Source organism: Viridibacillus arenosi (genome assembly GCF_001955655.1).
GTDB classification, from domain to species: domain Bacteria; phylum Bacillota; class Bacilli; order Bacillales_A; family Planococcaceae; genus Viridibacillus; species Viridibacillus arenosi.
Map to the genome: position 1 here is coordinate 214,348 of NZ_MSPW01000005.1, position 12,792 is coordinate 227,139.

At 34.7% G+C, this 12,792-nt stretch carries 13 protein-coding genes and 2 pseudogenes; 2 read left to right on the top strand and 13 right to left on the bottom strand.

The features are described 5' to 3' along the window. Window positions 1–41 precede the first annotated feature (41 nt). The 4 genes from BK137_RS11920 to BK137_RS11935 all read right to left on the bottom strand — a co-directional run bounded on the left by BK137_RS11920 (window position 42) and on the right by BK137_RS11935 (window position 2,953). Window positions 42–650: an NADPH-dependent FMN reductase gene (locus BK137_RS11920; RefSeq protein WP_038186481.1), complete on the bottom strand. Its 609-nt coding sequence runs from the start codon at window positions 648–650 to the stop codon at window positions 42–44. A 35-nt stretch (window positions 651–685) separates the two neighbouring features. Further along, entirely contained in the window at window positions 686–1,663 is a 978-nt protein-coding gene (locus BK137_RS11925; RefSeq protein ID WP_038186483.1) for a ring-cleaving dioxygenase, read from the bottom strand. Window positions 1,664–1,738: 75 nt separating this feature from the next. Next, a complete protein-coding gene (locus BK137_RS11930) occupies window positions 1,739–2,173 on the bottom strand; it encodes a MarR family winged helix-turn-helix transcriptional regulator (protein WP_038186485.1) in 435 nt (144 codons plus the stop codon). Between the two features lie 264 nt (window positions 2,174–2,437). Further along, window positions 2,438–2,953 (bottom strand): YhcN/YlaJ family sporulation lipoprotein, encoded by a 516-nt coding sequence (locus tag BK137_RS11935; RefSeq protein ID WP_051448748.1) that lies wholly within the window; start codon window positions 2,951–2,953, stop codon window positions 2,438–2,440. Between the two features lie 278 nt (window positions 2,954–3,231). Here BK137_RS11935 and BK137_RS11940 point away from each other — a divergent pair, with 278 nt between their 5' ends. Further along, window positions 3,232–4,971: a methyl-accepting chemotaxis protein gene (locus BK137_RS11940; RefSeq protein WP_038186487.1), complete on the top strand. Its 1,740-nt coding sequence runs from the start codon at window positions 3,232–3,234 to the stop codon at window positions 4,969–4,971. A gap of 77 nt (window positions 4,972–5,048) precedes the next feature. Here the strand turns inward: BK137_RS11940 and BK137_RS11945 are convergent, their stop codons facing one another. Next, a complete protein-coding gene (locus BK137_RS11945) occupies window positions 5,049–6,146 on the bottom strand; it encodes a DUF418 domain-containing protein (protein ID WP_038186489.1) in 1,098 nt (365 codons plus the stop codon). Window positions 6,147–6,436: 290 nt separating this feature from the next. After that, window positions 6,437–7,105, bottom strand: coding sequence for an O-methyltransferase (locus BK137_RS11950; RefSeq protein ID WP_038186491.1), 669 nt, complete (start codon window positions 7,103–7,105; stop codon window positions 6,437–6,439). Between the two features lie 125 nt (window positions 7,106–7,230). Here BK137_RS11950 and BK137_RS11955 point away from each other — a divergent pair, with 125 nt between their 5' ends. Continuing rightward, complete coding sequence (locus BK137_RS11955; protein ID WP_038186493.1) at window positions 7,231–8,118, top strand: LysR family transcriptional regulator; 888 nt, start codon at window positions 7,231–7,233, stop codon at window positions 8,116–8,118. Window positions 8,119–8,140: 22 nt separating this feature from the next. Here BK137_RS11955 and BK137_RS22995 read toward each other — a convergent pair. From BK137_RS22995 to BK137_RS11990, 7 genes and pseudogenes are all read right to left on the bottom strand, one after another. Further along, a pseudogene (locus tag BK137_RS22995) lies at window positions 8,141–8,317 on the bottom strand (DUF3224 domain-containing protein); the annotation flags it as partial. Between the two features lie 152 nt (window positions 8,318–8,469). Then, window positions 8,470–9,063 (bottom strand): TetR/AcrR family transcriptional regulator, encoded by a 594-nt coding sequence (locus BK137_RS11965; protein ID WP_038186503.1) that lies wholly within the window; start codon window positions 9,061–9,063, stop codon window positions 8,470–8,472. A 26-nt stretch (window positions 9,064–9,089) separates the two neighbouring features. Further along, window positions 9,090–9,794 carry an MBL fold metallo-hydrolase gene (locus tag BK137_RS11970; protein ID WP_038186617.1) on the bottom strand — a complete coding sequence of 235 codons (705 nt, stop codon included), beginning with the start codon at window positions 9,792–9,794 and terminating at the stop codon, window positions 9,090–9,092. Between the two features lie 177 nt (window positions 9,795–9,971). Further along, a complete protein-coding gene (locus BK137_RS11975) occupies window positions 9,972–10,997 on the bottom strand; it encodes a DUF4179 domain-containing protein (RefSeq protein ID WP_038186505.1) in 1,026 nt (341 codons plus the stop codon). Beyond that, window positions 10,994–11,566, bottom strand: a complete 573-nt coding sequence (locus BK137_RS11980; protein WP_038186507.1) for a sigma-70 family RNA polymerase sigma factor — start codon at window positions 11,564–11,566, stop codon at window positions 10,994–10,996. The genes BK137_RS11975 and BK137_RS11980 overlap by 4 nt, the downstream gene beginning before the upstream one ends. Window positions 11,567–11,791: 225 nt before the next feature. Then, window positions 11,792–11,995, bottom strand: a pseudogene (locus BK137_RS11985) (LysE family transporter); the annotation flags it as partial. A gap of 102 nt (window positions 11,996–12,097) precedes the next feature. Further along, window positions 12,098–12,655: a cysteine hydrolase family protein gene (locus BK137_RS11990; RefSeq protein WP_038186509.1), complete on the bottom strand. Its 558-nt coding sequence runs from the start codon at window positions 12,653–12,655 to the stop codon at window positions 12,098–12,100. Window positions 12,656–12,792 lie beyond the last annotated feature (137 nt).

Sequence of the window (12,792 nt, forward strand, 5' to 3'; positions counted from 1 at the left end):
AGAGAATTTTTTATTCCCTCCTCTTACTGCTATCATTTCTTTTATTTACGTAAAGGTTTTAATGCGCCACTCCAAGCAATGACTTGATCTAGCATATCGTTAACAGATGCCGCTTGAACGTCGGCTGGTTTGAAAACACTACCGTTCTCAAAATCAGTAAATAATGATAATGCAGGATGTACACGAACATCTGCAACTAATAATTCTCCAAGAATTCCACGTAAATGTTCAGCTGCACGCGCACCGCCTACTGAACCATAACTTACGATACCTGCTGCTTTGTTATTCCACTCAGCACGTAGTAAATCCAATGCATTTTTTAATGCTCCCGTAATACTGTGATTGTATTCTTGAACAATGAATACAAATCCATCACAGCCATTAATTTTCTCCGACCAACCGCTAATTCCTTGAGTATCACCATTTGGATCTCCTAAAAACGGTAATTTAAAGTCTGCGATATCAATGATTTCATAGTCTGCATCCCCACGTTGATCAGCAAGACCCTTCACCCATTCCCCTACTTGTGGACTTACTCGACCTTCACGTGTACTTCCTAAAACAATACCTATTTTCAACATTTTTTTTCCTCCTAAATCTTCTTCTGTATTTTTAGTAGCTTTTCCAAACAACTTATCAATAAAACCCAATTCTTTCACCTCATAGAATAATACTTGCCCTTCTCTTACTCTTTAATAAACTCTTTTGTGCTTCTTACTGTATCAATTGGACGAACTAATTTTTCGATTTGCTCACGTTTTGGTTCTAAAAATGGAGGTAAAGATAACTTTTCTCCAAGTGTTTCATAAGGTTCATCACCCATAAAGCCAGGACCATCCGTTGCAAACTCAAATAAAATTCCTTGTGCAACTCTTACATACAATGACTCAAAGAAATGACGATTAACGTAACCTGACGTATTAAATCCGAAACCTTCCATACGCTGGATCCACTCTTCTAAAACAGAACGGTCTTCTATGCGGTATGCCGTGTGATGAACTGATCCATAGCCTTGTTGTGCTTGAGGGAGAATTGTATTGTACTCCACGACAACTTGTGCACCGTTACCTCCCTCGCCAACTTCAAACAAGTGGAATGGCCCTTCTTGAGCAATTTCTTTAAATGCTAGTGCTTTTTCCATCATTTCTTTAAAGTAATCAAAGTTAGCAATGCGGATAAAGATCGGTCCTAATCCTGTTATTGCATATTCTAAAGGAACAGGCCCATCTTGCCATGGTGTACCACTAGCTACTCCTTTATTGTTTTCATCAGAAATTAGTTGGTAGCGCTGATCATCAAAATCTACAAAAGAAAGAGTCTTTTTACCAAATTGTTCAATAATACCAGTATGTGCTACTTTTAATCGATCAAAACGTTCTACCCAATAATTTAATGCTGTATCACTTGGAACACGGAATGATGTTTTTGAAATTTCGTTTGTACCATGTACCCCTTTAGGGATGCCAGGGAAATCAAAGAAAGTCATATCCGTTCCTGCACTCCCTTTATCATCTGCAAAAAATAAATGATACGTTTGAATATCATCTTGGTTAACTGTTTTTTTCACTAAACGCATTCCTAAAACATATGTGAAAAATTCGTAGTTTTTTTCTGCACTACTTGTTATAGCTGTTACATGGTGAATTCCCTTTAAATGGTTCATATTATATTCCTCCATAATTATATTTAGTTTATCCACTAAATATATCTCGATTTCGAGATATACGGTTAAAAAAATTTATATATCCTTTGCGTGAATGCCAACTCTCTTCAGAAGATCAATGAAAATTTCTAATTCCTGATCGGATAATTCTTCAAAGATTGCATTGACTTTCTTCTCATGCTTAGGAAACGTGTTATCCATAAATACTTTTCCTAATTCCGTAATCGTTGCATAAGTTACTCGACGATCATCAGGACAAGCTCTTCGACGTACTAACTCTTTTTTCTCTAATTTATCTACAACATAAGTAATACTACTACTTGCAATTAAAATTTTCTTACCAATATGTTGTATAGGCTGTTCACCCTTATGATATAGCAATTCCAAGACTGCAAATTCGGTTTGATTTAAACCATACTGTTGCATGTCTTTTCTCACAACATCTTGAACAGATTGTGATGCTCGAAGTAATACTGTCAGTGCTTTGAGATTATTATTTATTTGCATCATATTTTTCTCCTTTCGAAGAATATAATTATCTCGAATTCATTTATCTTGAATTTAAGATAAATTTAACAGAGATTTTTTACGTTGTCAACAGATTGAATTATAGATTATTGCCATGAACTAAACTTTATTAACAATTACTGAAACTAAAGATTGTCGATTTTTACTTTCTCATTTTTTCAAAAAGAAAAAGCCTGTTTTGAATAGAATCATCAAAACAAGCTCTAATTACTTGTTATCCTTTAAATTACTTCCTTACAGTAATACTTAACGGGCATCAGGGAATACTCTTTTTACCGTATCCGAAAATTCTTTAAAAATCCCTTCAACCGGCTCATTTGCTCTGATTTTTTCCCCATATTCATTCATTTGTTTAACAAAATCAGGATTTAGGGACACATATACATTTTTGAAATCAGCATTCGCTGCTCTTGCTTGATCTGCAATCTTATCCTCAAGCGTTTTATCTCCATTAACGCCCTCTTTCAGCGTAACCGCTACATAAGCATTTTTATTCGTTACAATAACATTTGCTTTTTCTACTTCCTCCATTTTAGCAATTTTGTCTGCAACGTCATCTGCCAATTCTAGTCTATGTTCATCATTAGTCGGTGTTTTTTCTGTTGTTGTTTCCTCGTCCTTAACTGTTTCATTTGCGCCATTCGTCGTTTCATCTTTAACTGTTTCATTTGTGGCCGTTTCATTTGAATTTCTATTCGTTCCACATGCAGCTAAAGAACCCATAAGTAGTACCACCATAGATAGTTGTAAAATTTTACTCAATTAAAATCCTCCCTTTTATAAGTTAGTGAGGTTAGGTTGCACTATTTTTAATTGTTTATTCCTTACTTTAACAAACATACGGAAAATTAATTTTGCAAAAATGCTCTGTACAAACATTTGCTAAAATAAATCACTCTATTCCATTTATCCAGAGAACCTATAATTTTTTTTAACTATTAATAAAAAAATTCGATACTATTTGAAAATTGCACTTATTATTATAAAAATTAAATCGATATAGATATAAGTAAAAGAAAAAATATACTCGGAGATGAAACATGAAAAAGGCCAAAATAACACTTACAAGAAAATTAATAATACTATGTACGCTTCTATTGATTATTCCTACATCAATCATTGGAATCAGTACATACTCTACTTCAAAAAAGGAACTAACAGCTTCTGGTAAAGAGGAACTACAGCAAAGTACACATATGGTTATTGCTATGATTGCTCTATTAAATCAAGAAGTTGAGGCGGGAAATCTGACACTAGAAGAAGCTCAAGAAAAATTAAAAGTTGAATTATTCGGGAAAAAGGACGCCGACAATATACGACCAATTAAAGAAGAATATACTATTAGAGGTACCGGTTTTGTTTATGCCGTCGACGAAAATGCTGTTAACGTGATGGATCCTAGAAATGAAGGAACAGAACTCATAAATACAGAAACAGAAGACGGTGTATTCATAGGAAAAGAACTTTTAAAAGCAGGAGAAAAAGGTGGTTATTTTACTTACAAATGGATGAATGCAAAAACCAATAAAATTGAAGGAAATATAGCTTACGCTCAGAAAGAACCTAATTGGGGATGGACAGTTGCTGCCAAATCATTTGAAAGGGAATTTAATGACGGTGCCTCAAAAGTAGCGATCACAATTGGCATTATTGGAGGTTTATCTGTAATCCTAGGAATTATCGCTGCCTACTTTTTCTCTAGAAGATTAACGAAGCCAGTTATTCAAATTAGTCACGAACTAAACCGAGCAGCCTCTGGTGATTTTTCTGGGAACGATGTGGAAGTAACTACAAATGATGAAATTGGTCTACTGACGAATGATTTTAATACCATGAAATCCACCATGAAAGAACTTCTCACCCAAATCAGTCAATCAACAGAACATGTGGCATCATCATCAGAACAGTTAACAGCTATCGCAGATGAAACACGCAAAGCAACAGAAGAAATAACAAATTCAATTCAGCTTATCGCGAACGGATCAGAAGAAAGTACTAATAGTCTACTAGAGAGTTCACAATCTCTGGAAGAAGTAACTGTAGCCATTCAAAATCTAGCTGAAAATGCTGCAGATATTTCTGAGGCAGGCACAATGATTATGACTCAAGCACAACAAGGTAATCTTTACGTTGAACAAACTGTACAACAAATTAACTCAATCAATCAGAAAGTGAATGCAAGTGGCGAAGTGCTACAATTACTTGATTCAAGTTCAAATGAAATTGGTGAAATTTCTAAGGTAATTACTGATATTGCCGATCAAACAAATTTACTTGCGTTAAATGCTGCAATTGAAGCCGCACGTGCAGGCGAACATGGCAAAGGATTCGCCGTTGTTGCAGAGGAAGTTCGCAAACTTGCAGAACAATCTCAAAGATCTTCTCAGCAAATTTCAAATTTAATAAAAGATATTCAGCAAAACATGTCTCGGTCAACAGAATCCATTAACCATGTTAAAGTTGAAGTACAAGATGGACTAAATATTGTCAGCAAAACTGATACAAGCTTTAAAGAAATCGTCGGTAAGCTAGAAAATATGAAAGAAAAAGTAACTGATATGGCTGCTACTGTAGAGGAAATGTCCGCTAGTGCTCAAGAAGTTGCAGCTACCGTCGTCAATAATTCACATGCTACAAAAGAAGCTTCTGAGCATTCTCAAAGAGTAGCTGCAACAACGGAAGAACAATTAGCAGCGATGCAAGAAGTCTCTTCTTCTACAAAATCGTTGTCAAACCTTGCAGTTGAATTGCAGGACTTGGTTAACAAATTTAAAATGTAAGATCGATGATAATTGCAAATCTAAAGGCGACATTTTGTTCAATATGAAGAAATGTCGCCTTTAATTATGTTCTATTTTTATTTAGTTAAATATCTCATTAACCACTCTGCTGGTCCCCTTGAGTATTTTCGTTTCCAAAGTCCGCTAAATAAAATACATAAAAAATAAAATACAATACAAAAGCTGTAAATAAAGAATAGTGATTGATGCTCAGCTCGACCAATCCATTCTAAAAAACTTACACCAATCAGAATATGTGCGATGTAGTGTGTTAACGTCATTTGCCCAGAAGCAATGATTGATGTAACAAGTTTACTTTTTGAAAATCGCTCAGTGATATATAAGGAGATGATCAAAATGATAAAGGCTGAGCCACTTGTAGAGATAATATAAAGAATACTTGGCAATATAGGACCTGTATTAAATAAAAACTCCGCTACTTCGGTTTTTAAAATGGAGGCAGTTTGTGAAATCAATATCTTCGACAGAGCTTCTGAGAACACAAGAATTATCACGCCTACGATTAATACTTTGCGACGTATACGATTACTTTGCAGATCAAAACTGCCAATGACAAATCCAACTAATATAAAGGCAAACCATGGGAAGATTGGATGATAACCATTAAAGAATAGATTACGCAAAAATCCATTAATCGTCCAAAAATCCATATAATCCATGTACAATGCATAAGGATTCCACCCTACAAACACATCAAATGTTAACTGTAAAATTTGTGCAATCGTAACAACTGCGAGCACAATGTATAAGAGTATTTTTTGTTGGAAACTAATTAAGAATGCGATGAAAAATAAATAGACACCGTAATAATGGAGAATATCACCTGTCCACCCTACTAAATACAATCCCAAACCTACTATAAATAAAAATAATGCTCGTTTCCAAATGACGATTCGCATGTCCCCAATCAATTGATCATTGTTTCCTTCTCTTGCCTTACGAGTCATTAGCGCGATACCGATACCCGCCAGCAATACAAAAAGTGCCGACGCTCGCCCTTCAAAAAGTGCAGTCAAATGAACTAACCAATCAGGTCCATTCGTCCCTGCTCCAGTAATAACAGTAAAATTCACAATGAACATACCGAACATTGCTAAAGAACGAGCGAAATCGAGGCCTGTAATACGCCTTATAGTTTTACTCACATAACCCATCTCCTAAATGGTGATATCAACATCTTTCTCATAACTATTAAGAAACTAAAATATTTTCATTTTTTACCTATCGTTAGGTAAATTATAATTGAACGATGTCCATTTTTCAACATAAAGTCTTAAGAAAAAAAAATTCTAAATGCTATCAACTTCTGACAGCATTTAGGATTCTTACGGATATATAGATTGTTACGATTTTGAATTTAAATATTTAAAAATGAATTTCGTATATGTTAACACTTCCAATACGTACAAGCGTTCCCTTTCTTAATCATACTAAAAATTAACACTCATTTTACAACACTAATCACAAAACCATCATATCCTTTAGATCCTACTGTTTGAAGGGCAGTAGACTCGATTCTAGGTTCGCTTTCTAGTAAGCTTATAAATTTGCGTATACCTTGTACTCGTTCATCTTTACTTGTCTCGTTTATTACCTCTCCATCGCGTACTACATTATCTGCAATAATAATCGCCCCTGGCATAGCCAATTCTAATGCCCATTTTAAGTAATGAGGATTATTGGGTTTATCTGCATCTATGAAGATTAAGTCAAATGGGGCTATTACTCTTTCTTTTATGTTTGGCAATGTTTCAAGTGCTTTGCCCACAATTACTTCTACTTTATCCTGACACCCTGCTTGTCTGATATTCCGTTCCGCTATTTTTGCATGTTCTTCCTCTGCCTCTAGTGTGTATACTTTTCCTTTTTCAGGTAGAGCACGTGCCAGCCATATAGTGCTGTATCCACCGAGTGTACCAATTTCTAATACGTTCTTTGCCCCTTTAATCTTAGCTAATAGATACAATAACTTTCCTTGAGTTGGAGCGACATCAATTTCAGGTAAGCCCGCTTCTTTATTTACATGTAAAACGCGTTCCAGAGTTGAATCAAATGGTATTAGTTTATCAATAAAATACTCATCTACTTCATTCCAAATTAAATCATTTCCCATAATTTTTACCCCATTTCCTTCCCATATTTTCATGCTTATAGGTTTAGTGTATGTTAAAATAAACCATAAAAAAAATATATTATTTTTACTAATCTATAAATTTTATTTATGAGTTGGAGGAGAATATGAATATACACGGACTAAGGTTGTTTCACCAAGTTGCCCAGACTGGCAGTTTCACTAAAGCAGCGGAATTATTGCGAATCAGTCAACCAGCCGTTTCTAGCCAGATCAAAAAATTCGAACATGAAATAGGCGCTCCTTTATTGAAGCAACAAGGGAGAGGTGTAATTTTAACGGAATTTGGAGAGGAGTTAGCTGAAAAAGCTAAGAATTTTTTTGCGTTTGAAGGACATATCGAATCGTTTATTGAAGACCACCTTCTCGCCAAAACGGGGACAATTCATATTGCGGCTACCTATCTACCCGCTAATTTCTTAATTCCTAAATGGGCAGCTACTTTTAAATCTGCAAATGAAGATATCAATTTAGTCATTACCACAACAAATACGAAAGAAGCCTTTGAGCAATTAAAACAATATAAAGCTGATGTTGCTATTTATGGTGGTAGAATTTCAGAAAGGCCAGAGGAAGTTGAATGGGAAGAATTATTTGAAGATGAGCTTTGGTTTGTTGTTTCACCTCAACATCCATATGCAAATCAGAGCATTTCTTTAGCTGAAATGGTTAAGGAACCCTTTATTATGCGTGAAGAAGGTAGCTCAATGAGAGACCACCTTTTTGCGTTATGTCATACCTACCAAGTGAAGCCACCAAAAGTTGCTTTGCAATTTAACGGATTAAATGAAACTATTCGTTCAGTAATGGCTGGTTACGGTGCAAATTTTATTTCATCTCTTGTTGTACGTGATTATGTAGAAAATAATCAATTAGCTAGGGTGTACGTCCAAGGTATCCATGTGACACATAAAATTGCTATATGTACGAGAAAAAGTGAGAAACAAAGCGCACTCGTAACAAAATTTATAGAGACATGTAAAAAAATGCTTTAATAATATTTCAGATAGAACACTTTCACTCAAAGCGGTACTCTAATATGATTGCGAATTGTTCAGCACTACCAGTTTGGAAATTCACTTCACCTTTGAAACCATTTAAATCTCCAGTACCTGAACCTATCACAACATTGCGTTTTGATGTAAGTACACCATTTTCAAATTTACCGACATGTTCTAATACAAAAGTTCCTGAGCGATCACCTAAACTTCCTGTGAACTGTTCATAACCATAAACGGTAGCAGAACCATCAGCTTTTCAAATGTAGAAATACATAGATCCACCTCATCAAGAGAAGTTTGAGCAAAGCTTACTTCAATTTGGAAATAATAACGCCTGTTTAGATGTCATTTTTGAAAATCTTTATCCCCGTTACTTATAACGGAATGAATTCCTTCTATAAAAGTATTAATGAGAACTAAAAAGCTTTTATCAATATCAAGTGGCATTCCGAAGCCACCCATTTGTTCAATTGATGTAAATCCATGTAAAATACTTCGCAACCCTCTAACCATATGAATCGCCGTTTCATCGTTCAAGTTGTAGGCTTGTAACACTTGAACAACTAGCTGTACTACTGACTCCTGGACACGCTGTAATTCTTTATCGTTAGCATCCACGAAACGATTGCTAGCTTCATACAGCCCAGGGTGAGTTCTGACAAATTGAATATATGACTCACTTACTGCACGTACTGCATCATCACCTGCTTTTCCGACTGCTGCTTGCAGCATATATTCATGTAGTTTTTCAACTCCATGAATGGCTAACTTCTGCTTCAATCCATTTAATCCTTCAAAATGATTATACAAAGAAGGTGGTCGTACCCCCAATTTCTCTGCTAACGAGCCTAGTGAAAGTTGGTCTACCCCATTCTCGTCAACTAGTTCTGTTGTTTTCTCTAAAATAATTGATAAATCTAATTTCATACGTCGAGTCATTTCAATATCACTTCCTATTTGGTTTATTAAAATTTCATTTCTGCTTCAGCTATTGCTTGCTCCATTTTAGTTCTTGGTTGCTCCAGCATATTACCATGCCCAACAGCAAGTAGACTAGGTTTATAACCAATTAATTTCTTTGCACTTTCAAGAGCTATATGTTTATCCCATGTAGCTAAAGCTGGGAAAGGAAATAAAGGATTCATTAAACCTGACACTACTACTTTGCCTCTAGTAATGAGGGCATCACCTGCAATTAGACTACGATTACGTGTATCAAAAAGAGTTATGGAACCTGGTGTATGTCCTGGAGTGGCGATCACTTCTAATGAACCTATACGATCTCCATTCTCTAATAATAAATCCGGTTTGGTTTTAATGTTCTTTGGAACCCCACCACGAATTGGTGTGTTTTTTTCATTGGGTAACAAGGTGGAGTTTCCATCCAATAATAGGGCATCCCTAGAAGAAATGCTTACTTGAGCATTAGGCAACAATTCTTTTAGCGCATCTAGTGCACCTATATGATCATTATGTGCATGGGTAAGTACAATTCTTGTAATCGGTTTTCCTATACTCTTGGCAGCATCTATTATTCCCTTTGTGCTGAAAGGTAGTGCAGCATCAATCAATGTAAGCTCATTTTCCTCCTCCACTAAATAGCAATTAACCGGAAAAATCCTTGGCATAAAAGACAACTGAAATACCGTACCAATTTTCGTAATTCTCATCATTTATCAAACTCCTTCTTCAAAAACTAACTTTATTATCATAATAACTAATGTGATTAGTTTTTGCAATATTATAATTTATGTTTTGAATATAAAAATTGTTAGGCATAAATAAAAATAAATCCACTTCAAAATTAATCGAAATGGATTCTTACTTTTGTACAATTATCAAGTTATTTAATCAATGGAAACCTCAATTGTTTTCATTTTATATTTCTCGCTACCTTTTGCTTCCCCTAAACTCAAAATCATGGTCGGTTCAATGTAAAGTTTTGTAGCCCTTTTATCAATGACTCCTATTGATTGACTCCATTCAGTAGTTACACCATTATCCATACTTGAACCTCCATTATCTACAACGTGATATACATTGCCGACATCATCACGAATAGCAAGAGCAGGACTTGCCAAATGCCATTTTTTTAATAATCTCGATTCAGTGATTTGTTTCATCTTAATAATCGTTGAAACATCTGTTTTGCGAATCTCATTTATAATTAATGTCATGCCTGCATCTGTTATAGATTGATTTACTAACTGAATTTCATCTTGGACTTTCTCTAGTTCAAAATTAAACTTCCAATCTCCATTAACCGTTTCATCCGTTGTATCATTTGTAAAACTTTTAGGAGACCACTGCACTTGAACTTTTTCTAGGTCTTTTTTGAATGTTGGCGTTACACGTGCTAAACCTACATATTTCGTTGGACTAATTTGTTGAAGCGAATCTCCTCCACCAATTGCAACACTACCTTCAACGTCTATGAACTGTCCAACTCTTGGATTTACTCCTAAATCATGTTCTGTTTCTAATGCGTAAGTAATTGTAATTGTATTACCGTCATATACAGCGTTTTCAATCATCATTGTAATGCCATTACTTATTTCTAATTGCTCAATATCCGTTGCGTAGTCTGAATATTGTTCATAAAACTTATCATTGTCAGAAGTAAAATAATTGACGATACCTTTTATAAATGGGAATTGTGATGCTACACTCGGTATCGCAAAACTAACTGTAGTTGCACTTCCAACTAATATCATTAACGCTACCGCTGCAATACCCCAAACTGGACGTTTAATTTTAGGTATTTTTTTATTAATAATACGCTGCTTCATACGAGCCTTTTCAATATCCGTTACATCCATTGGTTCAATATCTTCCACATTTAAATTTGCCCACTTTTTATATTGATCTGTCATGTCCATCGCTCCTCCAAACTCTTTGTTAAGGAATACGCTAGCTTTCTCTTCCCACGGTATAAGCGGTTATCTACTGCTGCTTTTGATATAAAAAGAGCGTCTGCAATTTCGCCGTTCGCCATCTCTAGGAAATACTTCATTGTGAATATATCTCTGTCTACTGGTTCCAATTTACTTAGCTCAAACAGCAATTCATTTCTCTCTTCACGCTGCAAAACCTGATCTTGGATTAAATTTCCTGAAGTAAGATTAGCTGTCCCATCAAGCACCTGCTCTCTCGCTTGTCGCCTCTCTAATACTCGGTATTGGTCAATGGCTTTATACTTTGCAATCATGCCAATCCATTTTTTGAATTCGATTGCATCACCCTTAAATTGCATCGTATTTTGCCATACTGATAAAAAAACATCGCTCACACACTCTTCGACTAAATCCACTTTTCCAAGGGGGTGTAAAATTTTATAAACAATTGTTTTTATAAGAGGCATATAAGTATCGATAACATATTCAAGTGCAGCTTCATCTTGCCTCTTTAATCGTTTAACGAAATTTTTCTCTGAAACTCTCATGGCATGATCTCCTTTTGAATTGAAAAAGCTTTTTCAATATATACAACGAACTCCACTTATCGATATTCTCATATTTTTTTAAAAAAATTAAGAAATCATTTATTACAATCACGAAAACATACAAATTACCCCATCTTAAACCCACTTTACTCTAAACACTAAAAAAGCATCCATTTCGAAATGGATGCTTGATTTATAAAACATTAACTATAATCTACAATATATTTATTGAGGGGCCTTTGTCTGAAGCAATTTCAAACCCATCCCGATAAATATTATGCCTGTAATCTTGTTCAAATATATTCCCATTCTTTCGCCATCTCTAATTTTCCGGGAAATAAATGCGGAAAAATAAGTAATAAATATACACCATACAAAACTAGTGATTGTAAATGTGAGTCCTAAAATGATAAATGGTATAGGACCAGCTGGCTAATACTTCTCCCTACTAAAAATTAATTACTCCATACATTACGATAGCTCCACCATTCCCTCATTATTCCATATGAAGAGACATCGAACTTAAGTTTTTTATCTATAATTGTTATGTGTTGGTTGAAACAGATCCTCATTACTATTTCTAACAACAGAAAAATTGTCTACATTATAATGACCATGAAGTATTTCATTATGGTGGTTTATTATCTTTTCAGCAGATAAGGTTGAAGAATCTGTTGTTGAATGACCATCTTCTACTAAAGTAACATCGAAATGATTTATTGTTGCAGTTCTAACAGCAGTATCAATGCAATGTTCTGTTTTACATCCCATAATTACAATATGCTCTATTTCATAATCTTTTAAAAATGCCAGTAATGGCGTACCATAAAACGAGTTTGTAGCCTTCTTATCAAATACCTTTGAATTGGAGGGGACTTTAATTTCCTTATGGATTTGAAATCCTTTACCTTCACCTTGAGCCACATCTTTATCTCTTATAAAGACAACCAATGCATTCGAATCTATCGCCTTATCTATAACTGAATTAATACTATCCAATAGGTTTACTTTATTCAAAACACATTGCTCTTTTTCGTTACCATCAATTAATTCTTGTTGAGCATCAATTACTAATAATGCTTGTTTCAATAGCAAAACCTCTTCTCATTCTAATTTAAATATCTTCTTCATCAAACAATTTTCCCACTGTTATGATTCATAATTACCTCTTCTCTTTTGTAAGGTTAGAAGCACTATGAATTAAATTATGTTTCATTTTCTATTTC

Excerpts from the sequence above, each read along its gene's own strand:
- BK137_RS11925 (WP_038186483.1), bottom strand. The coding sequence starts at position 1,663 with ATGAACCATTTAAAGGGAATTCACCATGTAACAGCTATAACAAGTAGT.
- BK137_RS11930 (WP_038186485.1), bottom strand. The coding sequence starts at position 2,173 with ATGATGCAAATAAATAATAATCTCAAAGCACTGACAGTATTACTTCGA.
- BK137_RS11940 (WP_038186487.1), top strand. The coding sequence starts at position 3,232 with ATGAAAAAGGCCAAAATAACACTTACAAGAAAATTAATAATACTATGT.
- BK137_RS11945 (WP_038186489.1), bottom strand. The coding sequence starts at position 6,146 with ATGGGTTATGTGAGTAAAACTATAAGGCGTATTACAGGCCTCGATTTC.
- BK137_RS11950 (WP_038186491.1), bottom strand. The coding sequence starts at position 7,105 with ATGGGAAATGATTTAATTTGGAATGAAGTAGATGAGTATTTTATTGAT.
- BK137_RS11955 (WP_038186493.1), top strand. The coding sequence starts at position 7,231 with ATGAATATACACGGACTAAGGTTGTTTCACCAAGTTGCCCAGACTGGC.
- BK137_RS11965 (WP_038186503.1), bottom strand. The coding sequence starts at position 9,063 with ATGACTCGACGTATGAAATTAGATTTATCAATTATTTTAGAGAAAACA.
- BK137_RS11970 (WP_038186617.1), bottom strand. The coding sequence starts at position 9,794 with ATGAGAATTACGAAAATTGGTACGGTATTTCAGTTGTCTTTTATGCCA.
- BK137_RS11975 (WP_038186505.1), bottom strand. The coding sequence starts at position 10,997 with ATGACAGATCAATATAAAAAGTGGGCAAATTTAAATGTGGAAGATATT.
- BK137_RS11980 (WP_038186507.1), bottom strand. The coding sequence starts at position 11,566 with ATGAGAGTTTCAGAGAAAAATTTCGTTAAACGATTAAAGAGGCAAGAT.